This is a genomic window from Anabaena sp. CCY 9613 (assembly GCF_963920895.1).
GTDB lineage: Bacteria > Cyanobacteriota > Cyanobacteriia > Cyanobacteriales > Nostocaceae > Cyanocohniella.
In genome coordinates, this window is sequence record NZ_CAWUDE010000031.1 from 1 (window position 1) to 18,565 (window position 18,565).

22 protein-coding genes are annotated in these 18,565 nt (G+C 41.0%); 8 read left to right on the forward strand and 14 right to left on the reverse strand.

All coding sequences use genetic code 11. From position 1 onward, the window contains the following. Nucleotides 1-197: 197 nt before the first annotated feature. The 8 genes from ACM0OT_RS23035 to ACM0OT_RS23070 all read right to left on the reverse strand — a co-directional run bounded on the left by ACM0OT_RS23035 (nucleotide 198) and on the right by ACM0OT_RS23070 (nucleotide 6,753). Complete coding sequence (locus tag ACM0OT_RS23035) at nucleotides 198-467, reverse strand: DUF86 domain-containing protein (protein WP_414566704.1); 270 nt, start codon at nucleotides 465-467, stop codon at nucleotides 198-200. After that, the gene (locus ACM0OT_RS23040) at nucleotides 457-771 is read right to left on the reverse strand and encodes a nucleotidyltransferase family protein (protein ID WP_414566705.1); all 315 of its coding nucleotides are present in this window, start codon (nucleotides 769-771) and stop codon (nucleotides 457-459) included. The genes ACM0OT_RS23035 and ACM0OT_RS23040 overlap by 11 nt, the downstream gene beginning before the upstream one ends. A gap of 103 nt (nucleotides 772-874) precedes the next feature. Further along, a complete protein-coding gene (locus tag ACM0OT_RS23045) occupies nucleotides 875-1,456 on the reverse strand; it encodes a Uma2 family endonuclease (protein WP_414566706.1) in 582 nt (193 codons plus the stop codon). Between the two features lie 103 nt (nucleotides 1,457-1,559). Next, entirely contained in the window at nucleotides 1,560-2,141 is a 582-nt protein-coding gene (locus tag ACM0OT_RS23050; RefSeq protein ID WP_414566707.1) for a Uma2 family endonuclease, read from the reverse strand. Continuing rightward, nucleotides 2,138-2,953, reverse strand: a complete 816-nt coding sequence (locus ACM0OT_RS23055) for a restriction endonuclease subunit S (protein ID WP_414566708.1) — start codon at nucleotides 2,951-2,953, stop codon at nucleotides 2,138-2,140. Before ACM0OT_RS23055 ends, ACM0OT_RS23050 begins: the two co-directional genes overlap by 4 nt. Further along, nucleotides 2,943-3,200: a type I restriction enzyme HsdR N-terminal domain-containing protein gene (locus ACM0OT_RS23060; protein WP_414566709.1), complete on the reverse strand. Its 258-nt coding sequence runs from the start codon at nucleotides 3,198-3,200 to the stop codon at nucleotides 2,943-2,945. The genes ACM0OT_RS23055 and ACM0OT_RS23060 overlap by 11 nt, the downstream gene beginning before the upstream one ends. Nucleotides 3,201-3,408: 208 nt before the next feature. Further along, entirely contained in the window at nucleotides 3,409-6,090 is a 2,682-nt protein-coding gene (locus ACM0OT_RS23065; protein WP_414566710.1) for a CHAT domain-containing protein, read from the reverse strand. A 21-nt stretch (nucleotides 6,091-6,111) separates the two neighbouring features. Then, a complete protein-coding gene (locus tag ACM0OT_RS23070; RefSeq protein ID WP_414566711.1) occupies nucleotides 6,112-6,753 on the reverse strand; it encodes a sigma-70 family RNA polymerase sigma factor in 642 nt (213 codons plus the stop codon). A gap of 12 nt (nucleotides 6,754-6,765) precedes the next feature. On the opposite strand from ACM0OT_RS23070, the gene ACM0OT_RS23075 reads away from it, so the two are divergent. Beyond that, on the forward strand, nucleotides 6,766-7,008 hold the full coding sequence (locus tag ACM0OT_RS23075; RefSeq protein WP_414566712.1) for a hypothetical protein: 243 nt from the start codon (nucleotides 6,766-6,768) through the stop codon (nucleotides 7,006-7,008). A gap of 13 nt (nucleotides 7,009-7,021) precedes the next feature. Here the strand turns inward: ACM0OT_RS23075 and ACM0OT_RS23080 are convergent, their stop codons facing one another. Together ACM0OT_RS23080 and ACM0OT_RS23085 are read right to left on the reverse strand one after the other, a co-directional pair. Continuing rightward, the gene (locus ACM0OT_RS23080; protein WP_414566713.1) at nucleotides 7,022-8,392 is read right to left on the reverse strand and encodes a DUF2330 domain-containing protein; all 1,371 of its coding nucleotides are present in this window, start codon (nucleotides 8,390-8,392) and stop codon (nucleotides 7,022-7,024) included. A 14-nt stretch (nucleotides 8,393-8,406) separates the two neighbouring features. Beyond that, nucleotides 8,407-9,249, reverse strand: a complete 843-nt coding sequence (locus tag ACM0OT_RS23085; protein WP_414566729.1) for an RnfABCDGE type electron transport complex subunit D — start codon at nucleotides 9,247-9,249, stop codon at nucleotides 8,407-8,409. A gap of 311 nt (nucleotides 9,250-9,560) precedes the next feature. On the opposite strand from ACM0OT_RS23085, the gene ACM0OT_RS23090 reads away from it, so the two are divergent. The 4 genes from ACM0OT_RS23090 (at nucleotide 9,561) to ACM0OT_RS23105 (ending at nucleotide 11,657) form a co-directional block, all read left to right on the forward strand. Then, on the forward strand, nucleotides 9,561-10,226 hold the full coding sequence (locus ACM0OT_RS23090; RefSeq protein WP_414546245.1) for a phosphoribosyltransferase: 666 nt from the start codon (nucleotides 9,561-9,563) through the stop codon (nucleotides 10,224-10,226). A 69-nt stretch (nucleotides 10,227-10,295) separates the two neighbouring features. Beyond that, the gene (locus ACM0OT_RS23095; RefSeq protein WP_414566714.1) at nucleotides 10,296-10,925 is read left to right on the forward strand and encodes an HPF/RaiA family ribosome-associated protein; all 630 of its coding nucleotides are present in this window, start codon (nucleotides 10,296-10,298) and stop codon (nucleotides 10,923-10,925) included. Nucleotides 10,926-10,929: 4 nt separating this feature from the next. After that, on the forward strand, nucleotides 10,930-11,142 hold the full coding sequence (locus ACM0OT_RS23100; protein ID WP_414566715.1) for a hypothetical protein: 213 nt from the start codon (nucleotides 10,930-10,932) through the stop codon (nucleotides 11,140-11,142). Between the two features lie 41 nt (nucleotides 11,143-11,183). Continuing rightward, a complete protein-coding gene (locus ACM0OT_RS23105; protein ID WP_414566716.1) occupies nucleotides 11,184-11,657 on the forward strand; it encodes a YbhB/YbcL family Raf kinase inhibitor-like protein in 474 nt (157 codons plus the stop codon). A 284-nt stretch (nucleotides 11,658-11,941) separates the two neighbouring features. Here ACM0OT_RS23105 and ACM0OT_RS23110 read toward each other — a convergent pair whose 3' ends face one another. Together ACM0OT_RS23110 and ACM0OT_RS23115 are read right to left on the reverse strand one after the other, a co-directional pair. Then, the gene (locus ACM0OT_RS23110; RefSeq protein WP_414566717.1) at nucleotides 11,942-12,145 is read right to left on the reverse strand and encodes a ChaB family protein; all 204 of its coding nucleotides are present in this window, start codon (nucleotides 12,143-12,145) and stop codon (nucleotides 11,942-11,944) included. A gap of 67 nt (nucleotides 12,146-12,212) precedes the next feature. Next, nucleotides 12,213-12,656 carry a pyridoxamine 5'-phosphate oxidase family protein gene (locus ACM0OT_RS23115; protein WP_414566718.1) on the reverse strand — a complete coding sequence of 148 codons (444 nt, stop codon included), beginning with the start codon at nucleotides 12,654-12,656 and terminating at the stop codon, nucleotides 12,213-12,215. 391 nt (nucleotides 12,657-13,047) lie between these two features. Here ACM0OT_RS23115 and ACM0OT_RS23120 point away from each other — a divergent pair, with 391 nt between their 5' ends. After that, nucleotides 13,048-13,569, forward strand: a complete 522-nt coding sequence (locus ACM0OT_RS23120; RefSeq protein WP_414566719.1) for a DUF5132 domain-containing protein — start codon at nucleotides 13,048-13,050, stop codon at nucleotides 13,567-13,569. A gap of 159 nt (nucleotides 13,570-13,728) precedes the next feature. Then, complete coding sequence (locus ACM0OT_RS23125; RefSeq protein WP_414566720.1) at nucleotides 13,729-16,755, forward strand: cation-translocating P-type ATPase; 3,027 nt, start codon at nucleotides 13,729-13,731, stop codon at nucleotides 16,753-16,755. Between the two features lie 33 nt (nucleotides 16,756-16,788). On the opposite strand, the gene ACM0OT_RS23130 is transcribed toward ACM0OT_RS23125, so the two are convergent. Further along, nucleotides 16,789-17,121 (reverse strand): lipopolysaccharide assembly protein LapA domain-containing protein, encoded by a 333-nt coding sequence (locus tag ACM0OT_RS23130; RefSeq protein WP_414566721.1) that lies wholly within the window; start codon nucleotides 17,119-17,121, stop codon nucleotides 16,789-16,791. A 138-nt stretch (nucleotides 17,122-17,259) separates the two neighbouring features. Here ACM0OT_RS23130 and ACM0OT_RS23135 point away from each other — a divergent pair, with 138 nt between their 5' ends. Continuing rightward, the gene (locus ACM0OT_RS23135) at nucleotides 17,260-18,000 is read left to right on the forward strand and encodes a PRC-barrel domain-containing protein (RefSeq protein ID WP_414566722.1); all 741 of its coding nucleotides are present in this window, start codon (nucleotides 17,260-17,262) and stop codon (nucleotides 17,998-18,000) included. A gap of 28 nt (nucleotides 18,001-18,028) precedes the next feature. On the opposite strand, the gene ACM0OT_RS23140 is transcribed toward ACM0OT_RS23135, so the two are convergent. Further along, nucleotides 18,029-18,454 carry a hypothetical protein gene (locus ACM0OT_RS23140; RefSeq protein WP_414566723.1) on the reverse strand — a complete coding sequence of 142 codons (426 nt, stop codon included), beginning with the start codon at nucleotides 18,452-18,454 and terminating at the stop codon, nucleotides 18,029-18,031. Nucleotides 18,455-18,565 lie beyond the last annotated feature (111 nt).

The window sequence follows — 18,565 nt, forward strand, 5'->3', positions numbered from 1 at the left end:
GTGAATTTGAGATGCTCCCGCTATATTGCTTGCAATTAGCGGTGAGAGTTGTCACTTTAAATCAACGTCAGTTCGACGGAATCTAACCCCAACCCCCTCCCTACAAGCCTACGGTGTACACACAAATCATCTGAACATCTTTAAAGTAAACAATCAATCAAGTTCAAAAGTTCTGGCAATTTATTTTCAACAACATCCTATATCACATCAAAATCAAGCTGATCGTATTCATGGACTATCACATCTCGCATTCCTGCCATTTGTCGCCAGGGAATTTTTTGATGTTGCTGACGGAACGACGGGGAAAGCCTTTTGGTGGCTTCGCCAATAATTGTAATTTGGTAGAGGATTGCAGACAACTTCTCGTCATTGGTTTCCAGTTCTGATTTGCTAACCCCATTTGCATAGCGTAAGCTGCGCCTAATGGCATTAGTGATGTCGATCACAAATTCTTGGTCACGCGGCATAAATAACTTGTGCAGATGCCAAAATATTTTTACGTCTGAGCCAGTTTTCACTGCGCTCGATCGCAGCTTTTACAATCAAATCTACAGGTCGGTTAAAAATAGCTTGCAGTTCATCGCGCATTTGCAGAGTTTCGGTTAACCCCCGTTTCGCAGTTGGAGAAAAAGCGATCAACACATCAATATCGCTTTCGGGGCGAAAATCATCGCGTAAGACAGAGCCGAACAGGGCAAATTCGGTAACTTGCCACTTGTGACAAAACTCACGAATCCGATCCATTGGTATATCTATTGCAGTAATCGTCATGACAGTTCTATCTCCAAGGCTTCAAGTCATTGGTTTATCCAAGTTATTGCTGCTGCTTCATCAGTCTCAATCACCCGTTCTACCCCTGTTTTAGCAATTCCACTCAAACGTTGGAAAAATCGATATTTTCGTAAAGTTCTGCAATTTGGATTTGCATCTCAAAGGTACTCAAACAAAGGGTGACATTTGGGTCATCATATTCTGAAAATAACCACTGATGAGGAGCTGTTTTGATATGATGCTCAACGTGTATGCGATATTGATCAATCAGCAGATATTCTTGGAAGTTAGGAATAGTACGATAAGCCACAAATTTCTCACCGCGGTCATAGTTTTGGGTGGATTTAGACAACACTTCAGCCATAAAGCAGGGATTAATCACAGTATCTTTACGTCCCGTTTGAAGTTCTAAGGGTTTGGGCAGAACCATCACATCAGGGTAAGTATAGAGATTTGTATCGGGAATCCAAAGCCGTTGATCGACATAGAAAGTCCGGTAGTTTTTGCTTTTTAGGGCAGATTTCAGCAAAATATACAAATTTCCAGCAATATCATTATGGTTGGGTGTACCACCAGTCATGGGAATGATTTCTCCATCGCAATATTCGCTGCGTGTATCTGAGGCTATTTCCAGTTCTAAATACTCATCAATGGTGTACCGTTTGGTCTGAGGTTGAGCAATCATGACAGATTTACCTCCAAGGCTTTTAGTTGCTGGTTAATCCAAGTTATGACTGTTGCTTCATCAGTTTCTATCGCCTGTTCTACTCCTGTTTTAGCAATTTCTACTATGACTCAAATTCAACACTTTCATAGATATCTGCTAAACGAATTTCAAAGGGAATCGATGAGAGTGAAATATACGATTCTGGATCGTCATATTCAGTAAATATCCATTTGTGAGAGTCTGTTTTAGAGTATTGCTCAACATGAGCAGTATATTGATCAATTAATAAATATTCTTGAAATGTGGAAATGGTACGATACGCTGAAAATTTTTCATCCCTATCGTAGCTTTTGGTTGATTTTGAAAGCACTTCGGCGATCATTACTGGGTTAGTAATCGTATCAGTTCGTCCCTGTTGACGTTCAAGTGGACGGGGAACAACCATAACATCCGGGTAGGTATAAAGCTTGCGTTCAGGAATCCAAAGCCGTTGATCCGCTACAAAAATACTGTAGGGTTTACCTTTCAAACTGACTCTTAAGGCGGCATTAAGAATACTGGCAATTTCATTATGTTCGGGAGTGCCGCCAGTCATAGGGATTATTTCTCCATTGATATACTCATGCCGAGTATCTGAATTTACCTCAAAATCGAGATACTCTTCGGGTGTATAGGTTTTCTTGACTTCAGCCTGTATAATCATGTCAGTTTTACCCCCAAGGCTTCAAGTTGCTGGTTTATCCAAGTCGTTGCTGTTGCTTCATCAGTTTCTATCGCCCGTTCTACTCCTGTTTTAGCAATTTCTAGCAGTTGTTTGGATTTGTCCTCAGCATCATAAGATTGATTAACTTTATCAACGAACTTCTGCTGTATATCCAAAGGAGGAAAAGCTATCAATAAAGATTCAAGTACAGGGATTGTCAGATTTGTTTGAATACCGCCCGTATTCGCTTGCTCAGTTTGCAATTTGCCAACCAGAGAATTTATATATAGAGCAAGATAGGTTGGCAGAATAGATATTTTGTCGGGTCTAGTGAGAATAAAGTAACTTCCATAAACAGCATTATTTAAATATTCAGGAATTACAACAGCTAGTCCTAAAGTTCCACTTCGAGAAATTAGAACATCATCAGTTTTGACATTTGCTTGTTGCTGATTAGCAGATTCTTTGGAAATAAATTTTAAGTCCTTCTCATTAAATCGGTACTTTTGCAAATCAGCAATTCTGAGAAAAGGCACTCCTTGCTCAAGATATTCAAATGGCTCAGACGTTCCATACTTAAAGAGAGATGATAAGCTTCCCAGTTTTCTTAGCTCCCATCCCTTCTCTAAACAAGTAACTTCTAGGGTTTCATAAAGCTCATCATATTTTGGCTGGTAATATTCAGCGTCTAAGCGACCAGAGGATAGGAATGACTCAGCAAAACTCTTGACAGCAACTGTTTCTTCTGTGGGTTGCCAGTCCTGCAAGCCAAGCTCCGACAACAGCAAATCCTCAGCTTGTTTATATATCAAATCCGCTTGATCTAAGAGCTGCTCGTTTCACCTCTCGCCCAAAGTTTACCCCATACTCAACCTGAATACGACTGAGGGGATAGTGCAAGCGATCGCGCAAAACTCGTAAATATAATTGCCGAATTGCCTCTTCTGGCGTGAGCTTAATCGCCTTTTGGCGTACTAAACAAATTGTATAAGGAACCTCACCGTTTTTGGTTGTCTTGAGGGTAATCGTCTGCTCTAACTGCTCAATTTCAGCGATCATAAACTGTGACAGCTTGTAATTTGAGTCTTTGAGGATATCGGCTAATTTCATCAGGGTCTATTAAGTTGACTCTAGGGGCTGCTTCGTCATAAGAGTTTAACGCCATTGTGGTCATTGCCTGATAATTTTCTTAATTCTTTGAATGGTGATCGCTGGCTAATGCACCTTCGTGAAATGAACTCCTGATCCGCCTTGCGGTACTAGCCTCTTATAACCAATTTCCAATTAATACATAGGTAGACCAAAAACTTGGTGCTTTGTAATTGGGATGTTGCAATAATTCTAATTGAGCGTGGCGTAGGGCTGCGGCTTTGGTGATGTTGCCTTTGTGGAGTTCTTGATAAAATTTACCGACGAAGAAGGCTGTGGATTCATCATCAATTTGCCATAAGGAAGCTAAGGTACTTTGTGCCCCTGCACGTACTGCGGCTCCTGCTAGTCCTAAGGCTGCATGGTCGTCTCCGCTTGCTGTTTGGCAGGCACTCAATACTAATAGTTCTACGTCTTGTGCTTGGGTTTCATGGCGGTTACGCAGGATACTATCAAATTGTCTGACGTTGATGGGGCCGTCGGCTGCCAAAATAAAGGTGTCTTTGGCACTAGAGCTAAATTGCCCATGAGTTGCCAGATGTACCACGTTGTAGGGAGTGGTATTTACTTGCTTTTCTAGTGCCTTGCTGGTGAACTGCTGATCTAATAGACTCGTTGTTGATACTCCAGCGCTGGCAATGAGATTGACTTCAGATTTAATGGCGGGCAATGGTGACCAGTGGGAGTAATCTGGGGGAGGCTGAGTTAGCCCAGCAGTTAATGCTCTGAGATTTTGTCTTAATAAGGGTTTGGGGTTTTGCAGTTGCAGACCAATGCTGAGAGCGATCGCATATTTTTCTACTAAGAATTGCTGACCGTCGTAAAGTGCAGCCATTGGTAAATTACGTAACGCTCCATCCAGTACAAATACTAAGGTATTCACTTTACTAGCTGACAATTCTGACTCAACAGGTTGAATTAGCCATTTATAAACTTGTTGCGATTGCTTTTTGATGGCATTGGTAGCCGAGGGATTAACCAGCTGATATCGCAATTTGTTTAAAGCTTGCTCTACTTCTGTTTGGCTAATATTGGTACTGTAATGCCTTAAGGATTGATGGGGAATTTTGGCAATTACGTGAATTTGTTCGGGGAGAATAATCGGATAAAAAATGGCAGCATTTACATTATCTTGGTCTACCACTTGATCTAGGGATACTACATTACCTTGTAAACAAGCTTCCCGAAAGAAGTTGTCTAATTCTGCTAACTGCAATGTCTCAATTCGTTGTCGGACTTTATTTAAAGTGCTGTCATTGAGGGTTCCGTCTGGGGATTGCAGTAATAAATCTACTGATTGGCGATAAACAGGTTCTACACTATCCCGAAAGTTAAATTGCACATCTTGATTGATGGCTACTAAGTCATTGCGAAGAGAATTGAGGATATCTACAGCCGTATCATAAGCTGCGATCGCTCCGGGAATATCTTTTTGTGCCCTGAGTAATCTACCTAATTGCCACTGCAAGCGATAGGCAATTTCTGGGGCATGACTCGTCTGAGCTAAAATTAATCCTTGCTGTGTGAGGTCTTGGGCGTCTGACAACTGGTTCATCTGCTCGTACAAACTACCCAAACTCAAAAGCGCGTAAGCTTCGGCTCGTTGATCGCCCAAATTACGCGATTGTTGCACAGTTGTGGCGAGTAATTTGGCTAGGTGATGGGGATTGGGTACTGGGGGGGATATTGCCGATTCCTGTTCTCCATTTCTAATACTTAATTTCATTAAACTTTGCGCTAAGTGAATTTGGGCGTATATGCTAGCGCGACTGGGAGGGAGTTGGGTGAGTTGAGATTGAATTGATGGGATTAATCCTTGCGCTTGTGTTAGTTGTTGGTCTTCAATTAGCAGGCTGAGGTGATTAATTTGTGCTTGGACTTTTGTCAGGGGTAAGGGAGATATTTGAAATGTTTGTTGATAATAGTTAATTGCTTTTTGTTTTTTCTGTCCTGTCCTGGCGTTATTTGCCAGACTCAAAAGACTTGCGCCTATGTCAGCATCAGATTTTAAGCGTTGAGCAATCTTTAAACTTTGTTGTAAAGCATTTTCGGATATTTCTAGATCCCCTGATACCAAAAGAGCATCACCGAGCGATCGCCATCCTAATGCTTTCTCTCTGGAGTCTGGTTGAGATGCTAACTGTTTGGTTGCTGCTTCTAGAATATCTACAGCCCGACGGTAAAATCCTTGGGTTCGCCATGCTTGTGCTTGATTGATTTGCGATCGCACTACGCCGTTATAATTATTTGTCTGTTTGTAAATTGCTGCTGTCTGTTGCCATGTGGCTAAAGCTGCCTCTGTTTGCCCCATTGCCAGTTGCAGGCGACCTTGAATATCCAAGGATTGAGCAAATACTGGCAAATTCTGGCTGTGAGTCTGCCCCCTAAGTAAATTTAAGCTGTCTGTAATTGCCTGTTGTGCTTCAGTCCAGGCACCAAGTTGTTGGTAAGCCAGAGATAAATTACTCAAGGTGGTAGCTAATTTGAGGTTATCTCCTTGTTGCCGATATTCTGCTGCTGCTTGCTGTAATATTTGCACTGCTGCGGCAAAGTTACCAGTATCGTATAATACTTTGCCTTGTTGAAAAAGAGAAATAGAAGTAGAGGCGATCGCTTGCGGCGGAGCGTAGGCGATCATTAATTGAGATAAAGCTTTGTTAGTACTAGAAACTTGTGCCAGCACAGGTGAACCGATAATGCATAGCACAGTGATGAAAAAGTATAAAAATAAATGTAATAATTTATTTGTTTTGCGCCTGACAACTCCAAAATTTGCCCAAAAGCCCCTATTTTTAGACATGAATAATTAAAGAATAAAAAATTATAGCAACCCTTCTTGCGCCGCAAAATTACGTAAACGCGGTAGGCACTGACGCTGATAAAAACTACTTAAAGTAGGAATTGGCAGCCCAAATTCTATAGATAATTCTTTCCAGCTAACTTCTGGGGGTAAACGTTTGAGAATTAGCACCTGGCAATTTACATCTGGATGACCTTTAATGTGAGTACTCCGTAATTCTCCATCCAAATCTGTTTTTACCCATATTTCCAAGTTGTCCAGAATAGGAGGTGCTTGGGGGCTAGCTGGCAAATTATCTACAGGGTCAATCATTTCACCCCCATGAGACTTATGAGGCTTTACAGAAACTGTTGTGGCTTTTACTCGGTTTTGATCTAAGTAAAAGTCTTGTAGTCTGCGTTTAAGATAAGCATTCAACCAGGTAATTACACTGCCATAGCTGGGGTCATAAGTTTGGCCTGTCAAACCATCACAAACGTTGCGGCAGAAATACAACCAAGTTTGTTGTAGTGCATCTTGATAGTAAGGAGTACCTTCTCGCCAAAGTCTCCTGGCAGTTAGACGAATAATTTGTGTCAGCAACTTCTGACGCTGAGGGCTTCCAGGTGGGTGTCCACAGGCTTGGGTAACTAAGTTACGTAGCTTGGCATCGAATTCAACCATGACGATTTGGGAGTGGGCAAACAAAGCAAGGATATCTTCAGTATTTTGGATGAAATCAAGGGCGAGAAAATCACCTTGTGCCGTGATATTGTCTCATGTTTAACTTCCCTAACCAAAGATTCTTATAAAACCTTAGAAGAAACAGAAAACCTAGTACACACCTGCTGTCCGGTGCAGGCAAGATGCCCGCACTACAAGAGTTATATTTATCACACCATTTTAGGCTTGTCAGTCCACTACCAGATTCAAGCCTAGCGCTGTCAATAGGCTATAACTTCAACCACAATAAGAAATTTTGCCACCAAGAATTAGTCAAATTACCCACACTTAACTTCATTTTTTGGCGAATGTCTTGAATATTCCAGTTGGTGAGCTTGGCTAGCGTCTGCGCTTCTTGTTCAAAACGCTTGGGTAAAGACCGTTGGTATTCTCTGCCAGATTGACAATTCATTTCACCTGTAAACGGATGTTGGAGGACATAACGCCCTTGAAACGATTGGCGGTTAGAAGTTTCTTGAAAAATTGGATCTTCTGGGAATTTATCACGGGTGTAGCGGATATGCAGACGAGTGATAAAAACATTACTGGTGGGAAATGGACGACGGAAGTTAGGAGAATTTGGTATATTTGCTGAATTATCATCAAGCCAAAATACACCTGCCTGCTTCAGTTCTTCTGGGTTCAAGGGGTCGGCAGAACAAGGGTCACAATTACTCATATCCCAGGCATATTCGAGAAAGGCGACTTTCTTATCTTCTTTTGTATAAGAAGTTTGAAACATGGACTTATAAAAGTCACTAAATTCATTTTTTACAAATATAGGAATGTTGGCATTAGTAGGAATTTTCACTGTTCGATAATTAGTGATTTCTGCCTCACCTTTGGGCGAAAGAATATAGACAATCAAATCCTGTTCGGTAGTGGCATTAATCATCCCCAAACGAATTGGCAAAATGAATTTTGGTGACTGATAATAAATTTGCAGAGGACGGAGAAATTGATAACCAGATTGTTCAAATTTATCTAGGTTGACTTTAGCAACAAAGAATTTCATGGAGGAGCGAATATAAGGATTAAGTAATTGTTTTGCCCCTCGCGGAATTTTATAGCCGTTACGGTTGAGCCAAGTTTCTAGTCCACCAGATTCTTTAGCACTCAAAATTACAATGTCGTATTCACCAACATTAAAACGCGCCTCAACTGTGACACCCAAGCTAGCATCACTGTTTCTCCTACTCCCTTGTTTTGCTATTGGGCTAGGTGCTGCTTGAGGCATGACAGATTCGTAAACTGCTGGGGTACAAGGATCTGTATCGAAATACTCTACCAATCGCGGCGCACTAAAAGCATCCAAGCGCTCAACTATTTGAGGTTGGGCAACACGAACTTGCTCTTTTTGCAACACTGTGGGGACAGGTACTACCATAGCAAAATCTTTAACTTCGCCTTGGAAGTCGTTGGCCATTGTCAACACAGTGCGATCGCCATCCCGTGCAATGATTACCTGAGATGCTTTGTTATATAATTTGGCATCAGCTTTGGCAACATAAAATCCACAGAATGCCCAAGCTGTCGGCGCAAAGCACAACACAGATATAACTACTACCAGTAAAGGAATTATCAATTGAAATCGCTTCATTTTATGCCTCATTATTAAATACTGATTGCCGAATTATTGTCTGGCTTTCCTAACCAAGTAAATCTTGGGGCTGACCAGAGAACATCAAACAGGATGCTCAATGGGGCTAGGGCGAACAATGCCCAGAAAACTGCTGTGGAAACAAAGAAATAATTCCGCAAAATAAATGTCAAAATGGCGATACATGCTGACCAAACTACACGCCCAACTTGGCTATTGGGAATTGACCGGGGATCGGTAACCATAAACAAAGCAAATAACAGCAAAGATCCACTCATCAAGCGATGTCCATAAACATCCCAAGTCCAACCCAAGTAAAGGTTACGAATTGCTTCTAGTAAGGAGTAGGTACTTAAAAAAGCGGCTGTAGTATCCCAGCGACCAATTTTTTGTAAAATCATGCCGCCAGTCCCCACAAATAACAACCCATACCACCATTGCTCGCCCCACTGTCCTGGTGAAACCCAAGCATCGGGGGTCAAAACTAAGGCGGTAATTATCCCAAAATTGGCGGGATTGAAAAAATGCTTATGATTAACTTGCAACAGAAATTTGCTAGCGATCGCACTAGCAGCTGCAAAGGCCATTGTTGTCCAATGGTCAGACCGCAAAAGTAGGCTGAGTCCCAATGAGGTAATCAAAGCACTGCGGAGATTCAGGGGAATTACTATCTCTGGGTCTTGCCATTTGATGATCTTGGTCTTGACGAGGGACAATAGCCACTGAGTAAATAAACAAGTGGCGATCGCTACCCCGATTAATTCTGGACGCAGTGTCCAATCTCTGGTACCAATTCCCAAGACAAGGAACAAGCTCAGAAATAGAATTTGATAGTCACGTATATCTTTGAACAAAATTACCCCTTCATTCAGGGATTACCCGGAGATTTTTCACCAATTTAGACGAATGCTAGTTCAAATCGCAGTGCTGTTACAGAATTTGTTACAAACTCAGTATGAAATTTCTGTGTATCAATAACTCTGCCATTAGATAGAAGGGTAGATCGGTTATGTCGCCTCGTTAGTCAGAGGACAGAGAATGTATAACTTTCTATGATCAGTTGAGATGAGAATAAATCAATCCCTATATTTGCATTAGGAAGTCAAGGACGAAATGTGTGTGAATACCTAAAAGCTCTTTTCTGAGCCAAAATCAGGAGCATGACACCATGTTATTTAAAAACCGAACAACCGCAGGTCAAACTTTGGCCAGGGAGTTAGCAGATTACGCTAATCGCTCAGATGTAATCGTATTAGGACTACCCAGAGGTGGTGTACCTGTGGCCTTTGAAGTTGCCAAAGCATTAAAAGCGCCCTTGGATGTGGTTGTAGTCCGCAAACTGGGTGTACCGGAACAAGAAGAACTGGCAATGGGGGCGATCGCTTCTGGTGGCGTGCGGATAATTAATGAACATATCGTCAACCAGATGAATATCTCCGATGACATGATTGCCAGAGTTGCCGTGCAAGAAGAACGAGAGTTAGAGCGCCGGGAACTACTTTATCGAGGCGATCGCCCCTTCTCTGATTTAAGAGAACGTACCGTGATTTTGGTAGATGATGGTTTAGCAACGGGTGCAACCATGTGGGCCGCCGTGGCATCTGTGCGCCGACAACACCCTGCTCAGATAGTGATTGCTGTGCCTGTGGCTACAACTGAAACCTGCCAAGAGTTAGCAACGGCTGTAGACAAAATTGTCTGCGCTGCCACACCCAGTCCTTTTTATAGTGTGGGTATGTGGTACACAGACTTTCCCCAAACTACAGATGATCAAGTCCGCCACCTACTAGCAAAGTCTGAAACTAACCATCAACCATTATCCCTTGGTACATAGACAAGCTTTTGTCTTAGGGAATATCAAGATTGATTTTTTTTAGTAGTCTGTTGAAATTTTGACAAAAATATGAAAATCTCACCAGAAATTACCTATCGTAATGTCGAGAAAACAAATGCGATTGATAGCTTAATTCAAGAAAAAATTGCCAAATTAGAGCTTGTTTGTAATTACATCAATAGCTGTCATATAGCCATTGAAAAGACACATGATCGCCCACGTAGCGGTTCACCCTACCGAGTCAGAATTGATATGACCGTCCCACCGGGTCACGAAATTGTCGCAGAAAGTAATCCCGGAGAGAGTAATCAATATGATCCTTTAGATGCAGTAATTCGGGATGCTTTTAATGCTGCACGTCAGCAGTTAATCAAATTGAGTGAGCGTCAGCAGGAAAGCCATCGCGCCCAGAATCAAGAGGTAGAACAGGAAACAACGGCACTGGTCACCAAGCTATTTCACGACAGGGGCTATGGTTTCTTGAAAACTTTGGATGGTCGAGAAATCTACTTTCACCGTAATAGTGTGCTGCATGACGATTTTGAACGGTTAGGAATTGGTACGGGTGTACATTTTTCCCTAGAAATGGGAGAGGAAGGCCCCCAAGCCAGCACCGTCAAAATTGTAGATAAGCCAGGTGTTCGCGCTGGCAAGTCTAATCAGACTTTAATTGAACCACCATTAGACTGGAGGGAATAAGCGTGTGAACTCACAAGTTAACGAACTCAAACAAACTGCATCCCAACTGCTGGCGGCGATGCTATCCAATCCCCACATTTACCCAAAGGTTAGTGATGAGGGAGGCTACGGAACAATGGAACAGCAATTGATTATTGTGGCTGTTGAAATGGCTGAAAGCTTAAACCAACATCTAGAAAATCCTCTTCCCCAAGGTGAACCACAAAAAAAGTGCTGAGTGAAGAAATTCAAACTTACGAAATGAATTGGTAATTGCGTATGGAACTACAAAGCTTGGCTTTTTTCATCGGTGGGACGATTCCCTTTAAATACACCTGCGATGATACTAATATTTCCCCTCCTCTGAGTTGGGATAGTCCACCTGAGGGTACAGTGAGTTTTGTTTTGCTGATGGAAGACCCGGATGCTCCCAAGCAGACTTTTACTCACTGGGTGGTCTATGACTTACCAGCTAATCTGCGTCACCTACCAGAAGGCATAACACAAGAATCTCATTTACCTGGTGGCGGTGTTCAAGGGGTAAATGATTTTGGTCAGTTGGGTTTTGGTGGCCCTTGTCCACCTAGCGGCACCCATCGTTACTTTTTCAAACTTTATGCCCTTGATAAATTGCTAGGATTGCCACCAGGAGCTAGTAAAGCTGAAGTCCTGGCAGCTATGAAAGGTCATGTTTTAGATGCAGTAGAATTGATGGGACGCTATGCCAGACAAAGCTCTGTACAATCTCCCTAATATCATCACATTTAGGGGCGATTTCTATTTGTGCTATTGCTATTCTTAGCAGAAGTAAATAACCTAAGAACTCTGAAATTTTAAGTAATAATCTTGAGTTTTACCTTTGGATTTGAGAGTTCTCAGGATAGCTCCATTACTACTACTGCTACTAAGCAAAATAACTATTAATATTTTGTCAGACTTCTAACTTAAGATGGAACTTATTTTTTACAAGGATGATTTAATCAAGGCTCAAGTGTAGCAAACTACTGTGAGAGCAGAATCTCAGCAGTAGTTCACATTTAGTCTGGTTTTTTATGCCAATGCCCGTCATCATCTTTTTCGTAATCACGTTTTACCGCACTCCAAGCCACACGAAAAGCCCGTTCTTCTTCTGCGTATTGTTCTTCAGCACTATTAAATGCAGCCCGAAAAATTTCTTGACCGTGTTTAGGTAAGTTATCTTTGACTGTATCTGGTAAGTCTTCAATCTTTTGGTAAGGCATAAACTATACTTCTAGAGTGAGACTGATGTGAAAAAACTAGGGAAGCAGGAAAGATATTTGTCTATCTTTACAGTTTAATTTTTTGTGGCTGAATGCTGGAAGCACTATCCCAGTAATCAGCTTGATGAACATTCACTTTGAGCAAAATAATATCGGGTTCGTCTAGTCCCTTGGGGAGCCAAGTATGAAGTTCTGGCTGCCATTTTTCTTGCATTTTATTGCGGTCTTCTACTAGTTGTGCAGTACCTGACACAGAAATATATCGCTGCTGATCAGGTGATGTAAAACTCACATTAACCTGTTGATTATGTTGAATATCGTTCACTTTCTGGGAATGTGCATAGCTAAAAAACCACAGTGCGCCATCAGAGCTAATTTCACCACTTTTACACATAGGACAACTGTGTAATTGAGCATTTTGGTCAACTGTAGTTAACATACCACAGTTAATATCTGCCATTATTTCCCGCAGTTGTTGAACTTGTTGATCACGGTTTGTAGAAGTTGTCATTTTATTTACTCTTTGATGTATGTTCGTTTTCTATCAAGTTCGTAGTTAGGACTTTAGTCCTGATTGTTCAATTTGACCAACTACTAGTCATAATCTATCAGAGCTAGTAAAGCCCTTTTTCACTATTACGGATATTTGTGATAAATTACGTGACTCTAGAGGTGGAACTTTGCGAAATGTCTTTCTTCCACGTCTACCCATAGAGAGACTAGGGTCTAGAAAATGAGAAAGATGAGGGATTTTTGCATCTGCGATCGCTCTATCATCACCTTGAGTTTTTATACTGATGAAACGTATAGGATCTAAATTTTGCGACTTTAGGCTGATGTAAATCAAGAAAAATTTCATCAATCTTGTATATTAATGCCCTACTCCCGGAGAAGATTTGCAGATGTCATCTACCCTAGACTCGCAAGATGCTAATATACCTGAAATTGTTGATAATCTGGCAACAATAATTTTTTCACCTCTAATTGTTCCTGTTGCAGAAGCTGTAAAACAACCTGTAATCCGAACCACCATTCAAGAAGGTATGGCTTTATCGGCGAGGATGGGTCAAGTAGTGACAGAAGCTAGCGAGGCTTTAGAACGAATAGCCGCAGAAGTAAATCCCGATTTGACTACCAACGGTCGGGAAAAATTTAGTTCTAGAACTAGCCAACAGACTTTCACAGATGGTAAATCTGTAATAGCCCAAGATTTAGAAAATTTGATGTCAGACATCAACGCCGATGTCAACCGCATGACAAACGGTGTTGCTGATTTGCGGTTGCTAGCGCCTCTAGCTTTGGGTTTATTTGCTATCGGACAATTGATCAAACAGGGACTAAAATTTGAAGAAATTCCCTGGTATATATTGGCTTGGTTTGCCTTTGATGCTTTTATAAAACTTAACAATAACGACAAAATATAGCGCTTATATATACCTGAATACTAGCTAATTGCTTTGAGTATTTGTAAGTCTTAACAGTAAAAATATTCAGAGCTTATTTTTAGTCTCTATAATTAAAATTGGGTAGATAAATTACAAAATGTCTATATTTTGAGGGCATTATTAGGAGCAAACTTGGCTGTGATTCAAGCAATACACACCGCTGTCAAAGGCAGAGCTAGATATAAAGTAAAAGAATTATATCAGTCACCATCTTTGCAAAAATATCTGGAGCGATCGCTTGCAAGTAACCCGGAAATAATTTCAGTTTCTGCTAATCCCTTAACCAGCAATATTTTGGTGTTTTTTACAGATAAAATCAGGTTTAATGCCATAACATTAATAATTAACAATATTGTTATAGATTTTAAAACAAAAATTAATTCAACTCCAAAAAAACAATTAAATAAATCTTTAAGACCACCAAAAAAACCTGTTATTAAATCCCTCGGACAACCAAAAAACGATTGGCATTTAATGGCAGCAGATATCGTTATCCATAAATTAAATACTTCCAAGATATCAGGATTATCTAGTGAGTCTGCCACAATAAATCTGACGAAATATGGCCCTAATATTTTATCTATAATATCAAAACGTTCTTATTGGCATATCTTAATTGAACAGTTTAAATCTCTGCCAGTGGCTTTACTGGGGTCGGCTGCGGGTATTTCTTTACTAACTGGCAGCGTAATTGATGCTGTAGTGATTATGGGCGTTGTGGGTCTGAATGCCATAATTGGTTACACCACAGAAACTAATTCTGAAAAAATTATTCATTCTCTCAACAGTCGAGAGCAAAAATTAACTTGGGTAATTAGAGATAGTCAGCAGATAGAAATCCCTACAGAAAATGTGGCTTTAGGAGATATTTTATTGCTCAAATCAGGTATTTATGTAGCAGCAGATGCCCGACTTATAGAAGCAGATAACTTAACTATTGATGAATCTACCCTAACTGGCGAAAGTATCCCTATGACAAAAAATACGGCATCTCTCCTGGGTGAAGATGTGTCGTTAGCTGATCGTCTAAATATGGCTTATAAGGGTACTTTAGTCACTGGCGGACAAGGGCTAGCTGTGGTTGTGTCTACTGGCCAATTTACAGAAATGGGCCAAATCCAGGAATTAATTAGTGAGGCTATTGCTACAGACACACCTCTAGAAAAACAACTTGATAAAGTGGGAGGTCAACTAGTTTTAATTGGTATGGGAATGTGCAGTCTGGTTTTTGGTTTGGGAGTACTGCGGGGATATGGTGTACTCACCATGATGCAATCATGTATATCCCTTGCAGTGGCTGCGGTTCCGGAAGGTTTACCCACAATTGCCACCATGACTCTAGCTTTAGGTATCCAAGATATGAGGCAGAATAATGTCCTTGTTCGTACTCTCAGCGCTGTGGAAGCCTTGGGTTCTGTACAGACAATTTGCTTGGATAAAACTGGGACAATTACAGAAAACAAAATGTCGGTGGTAGAAATACACACCAACACCCGACAAATTACAGTACAAGAAGAAAATATCAATCCCCATAGCAGCGATGACTTGTTAAAGCTAATTCATGTAGCAGTACTGTGTAATGAAAGTGAAGTCAGTCAAGAGAATGATGGTGAGTATGTGGTTACAGGTTCGGCCACAGAAAATGCCTTAATCCACATGGCCATTAGCGCCGGGGTGAATGTTATGGACCTGAGACAAAAATATCAACTGCGGGGAAGCAACCTGCGATCGGAAAATCGCAACCTCATGAGTACAATTCATGAAACAGGCGATTGCGCTTCGCGCAGTGCCAAAGGCGATCGCCCCAAGTTGATAGCCGTTAAAGGTAGCCCCAGCGAACTGATACAAATATGTCAATGGGGACTAGAAAATGGGCAATTAGTACCTTTAACACCAGAAAACAGGCAGGCCATTGAACTTGCCAATGATCGCATGGCCCGAAAAGCATTGCGGGTGTTGGGGTTAGCCTACAACCATGTTGATGATTTAAATAATGGCAATAATCATGAATCAGACCTGATTTGGTTGGGTTTGGTGGGAATGGCAGACCCCATTAGAAAAGGTGCAAAACAATTAATTGGAGACTTTCATCAAGCAGGTATTGATACAGTCATGATTACCGGCGATCAAAGCCCCACAGCTTATGCGATCGCTAAAGAGTTAAATTTAAGTCAAGATCACCAAATAGAAATTCTCGATTCCACTAACTTCAACAATCTCACCCCCGAAGCACTAACAGTACTCTGTGACAAAGTGAACGTTTTTGCCCGCATTAGCCCTAGTAATAAACTGCAAATTGTCCAGGCGTTGCAAGCAGCAGGTAAAGTAGTCGCCATGACCGGCGATGGAATTAACGATGCACCAGCACTCAAAGCCGCACAAGTAGGTGTAGCGATGGGTAAAGGAGGAACCGATGTCGCGCGTGAAGTTGCAGATATTGTCTTGGAAGATGACCGACTAGAAACCATGATGATTGCTGTCAGTCGGGGACGAACAATTTACCACAACATCAGAAAATCTGTACATTTCCTCTTATCTACTAACCTCAGCGAAATCATGGTCATGACCGCCGCCACCGCCGCAGGTTTAGGCGAACCCATGAATGCTATGCAACTGTTATGGCTGAATTTAGTCACTGATGTTTTCCCTGGTTTGTCCTTAGCAATGGAAGCACCAGAACCGGACGTATTGAGTCAGCCACCCCGCAATCCCCATGAACCAATCATCAAAAATTCTGACTTTGGCAGAATTATCTTTGAATCAACAATACTATCTACAAGTACCCTAGCCGCCTACGGTTACGCCATCCTAAGATATGGCATTGGTGCCAGGGCAAGTACTGTTGCCTGTATGACCCTCACAACTGGGCAACTGTTACATACTATTAGTTGCCGTTCGGAAAAACATAGCATATTTAGTCAAGAGAAAATCCCAAATAATCCCTACTTAAATGCGGCTATCACAGGTTCTTTTGCGATCCAACTCCTAGCTATAGCTATCCCAACCTTGAGACAGATTTTAAAAATTACCCCTATGAGTATTGTGGATAGTGCTGTAATTAGCGGTGGCGCTTTACTGCCTTTATTAATCAATGAAAGTACAAAGAATCAAGTTCGTAGTCAAGGCTTCAATCATGAAAATACTCCTGGTTTGGTATCTTCATAAATTTGATATTTATTAAGCTTAAATTATATAAAATTAATTATTATCTCTTAAATTGAAATGCCTTTCTAGGTTTTCAATTCTTTGTCTTTGTTGATTGATTATTTCTAAATGCCTATTCGATTCTGCCTCTATATCTGCAATTTTTACCTTATATTTAGCAATCTTCAGATTTCGTTTAATTACATTAGGGATTGATACTAATAATCCTACTATAATTCCCATAGCTAGAGTGAGGATGAGTACGATGGCTAGTGAAGCTTCAAAATTCCACACAAATAGGGCAACGCTAATGGTAACAGCATTTTGAAATGCAAACACTACTGCTAATAATGCTACTAAGATGGCAAGAATTAAAAATATTTGCATTGTAGTTGGGAAAATAAACGAATCGCTAAGAAAATTAATAGAAGATTGCCCTAATGATTTATCAATGCTGGATAATCAGACCTATATGGTAAATCATCAGTATAATATTATCATCAATCGTTGGTAGGGGCTTTAAGGATGTCTACGCTATCTAAAGCTTTAAAGCAAAGTGAGTTGCTAAATCGCCTGGTGCTGGATCGGCAAACGGCAGAGGAAGTTGGTCGTGTTTCTAGGCTTTTACTAGATAGTCAGGCCCAATCAGTTGTGGGACTAACCTGTAAGTCTGGTTGGCTGGGTGGTAAACACAAAACCTTTACCTGGAAACAAATTGAAGCCATTGGCGAAGATAGCGTTTTAGTTAGGGATGAGGATGATCACACCTCGACAATCCCGGAATCCGTGAAATTTGTGATTGGGAGTGAGGTGTGGACAGATGCTGGTAAAAAAGTCGGACAAATCCAGGATTTTCTCTTGAATGTGGAAACGGGAAGTGTCGTTAAATATATGTTTTCTCCTAGTGGTTTGCAAGGCCTAATGGAAGGGATCTATTTACTTGAACCAATTATGATTTCTAGCGTCGGCGATAAGCGCGTTATTGTCTTGGAAAAAGCAGTGCAAAATCCTCAAAAATATGCCGAAGGATTGAGTGGAAAAATTAATCAAGCCACTGAATTTATTCAAAATGACTATGAACAAACAAAACAAGATTTTGAAGTTTCTCTAAAAGCCCGCTCCCAAAAGGCTGTTGATCAAGTTAAAAATTTGGCTCAAACAACTACGGAAAAAGCAGAGGAAACTATCTCGGAAGTCAAGACTAAATTCCAGAAAAACAAAGAAACATCTAGTCTTGAAGAAGATACTTTTAAAGATGAAATATGAGCCTGGTTTTGGGAAATACATTGATTCATCACACTGGTTGTGTTTCCTTTTCCGCAGCCAAGCGATCGCAATATATAGCCCACGTAGCAGCAAATATACCAGTAATTGAACTAGCGATCGCCGCTTTCACGCCCCATCCCATAAACCCTAACCAATCAGCTATTTCACTGACAATGGCTGTAGTTGCTTTGCTAACAATATAAGCTGTACCTGTAGCAGCTAAGGTGACTAAACCCAACTCCGATAACATTTCTACAATTCCTTTCCTGGACAAATCTTCATGAAAGTAAATTTTCCAGATGGTCGTGTACATGGCAACATCTGATGCAGTTAAGACAATTTGTTTGGGTATTTCCACACCAGGGGTTGGCGCAGCCGTAGCAGTCCCACTACCAATAGCATAAGTAGCGATGGCCAAAGCAGCTTCTAATCTTTTTTTTCCCAGATTACTCATGGTATTTAATCCCTTTATTCTTACTCCCCCCTAGGGTAGATCATCAACTCACCAGATTGTCTGGAGGTTTGATCAACTCCATATTTTTCATCTCCAATATTCAAATTATTA

What these genes read in the sequence shown, in the direction of transcription:
- ACM0OT_RS23035 (WP_414566704.1), bottom strand. Translation starts at nt 467, where the DNA reads ATGCCGCGTGACCAAGAATTTGTGATCGACATCACTAATGCCATTAGG.
- ACM0OT_RS23040 (WP_414566705.1), bottom strand. Translation starts at nt 771, where the DNA reads ATGACGATTACTGCAATAGATATACCAATGGATCGGATTCGTGAGTTT.
- ACM0OT_RS23045 (WP_414566706.1), bottom strand. Translation starts at nt 1,456, where the DNA reads ATGATTGCTCAACCTCAGACCAAACGGTACACCATTGATGAGTATTTA.
- ACM0OT_RS23050 (WP_414566707.1), bottom strand. Translation starts at nt 2,141, where the DNA reads ATGATTATACAGGCTGAAGTCAAGAAAACCTATACACCCGAAGAGTAT.
- ACM0OT_RS23060 (WP_414566709.1), bottom strand. Translation starts at nt 3,200, where the DNA reads ATGATCGCTGAAATTGAGCAGTTAGAGCAGACGATTACCCTCAAGACA.
- ACM0OT_RS23065 (WP_414566710.1), bottom strand. Translation starts at nt 6,090, where the DNA reads ATGTCTAAAAATAGGGGCTTTTGGGCAAATTTTGGAGTTGTCAGGCGC.
- ACM0OT_RS23070 (WP_414566711.1), bottom strand. Translation starts at nt 6,753, where the DNA reads ATGGTTGAATTCGATGCCAAGCTACGTAACTTAGTTACCCAAGCCTGT.
- ACM0OT_RS23080 (WP_414566713.1), bottom strand. Translation starts at nt 8,392, where the DNA reads ATGAAGCGATTTCAATTGATAATTCCTTTACTGGTAGTAGTTATATCT.
- ACM0OT_RS23090 (WP_414546245.1), top strand. Translation starts at nt 9,561, where the DNA reads ATGTTATTTAAAAACCGAACAACCGCAGGTCAAACTTTGGCCAGGGAG.
- ACM0OT_RS23095 (WP_414566714.1), top strand. Translation starts at nt 10,296, where the DNA reads ATGAAAATCTCACCAGAAATTACCTATCGTAATGTCGAGAAAACAAAT.
- ACM0OT_RS23105 (WP_414566716.1), top strand. Translation starts at nt 11,184, where the DNA reads ATGGAACTACAAAGCTTGGCTTTTTTCATCGGTGGGACGATTCCCTTT.
- ACM0OT_RS23110 (WP_414566717.1), bottom strand. Translation starts at nt 12,145, where the DNA reads ATGCCTTACCAAAAGATTGAAGACTTACCAGATACAGTCAAAGATAAC.
- ACM0OT_RS23115 (WP_414566718.1), bottom strand. Translation starts at nt 12,656, where the DNA reads ATGACAACTTCTACAAACCGTGATCAACAAGTTCAACAACTGCGGGAA.
- ACM0OT_RS23120 (WP_414566719.1), top strand. Translation starts at nt 13,048, where the DNA reads ATGTCATCTACCCTAGACTCGCAAGATGCTAATATACCTGAAATTGTT.
- ACM0OT_RS23130 (WP_414566721.1), bottom strand. Translation starts at nt 17,121, where the DNA reads ATGCAAATATTTTTAATTCTTGCCATCTTAGTAGCATTATTAGCAGTA.
- ACM0OT_RS23135 (WP_414566722.1), top strand. Translation starts at nt 17,260, where the DNA reads ATGTCTACGCTATCTAAAGCTTTAAAGCAAAGTGAGTTGCTAAATCGC.
- ACM0OT_RS23140 (WP_414566723.1), bottom strand. Translation starts at nt 18,454, where the DNA reads ATGAGTAATCTGGGAAAAAAAAGATTAGAAGCTGCTTTGGCCATCGCT.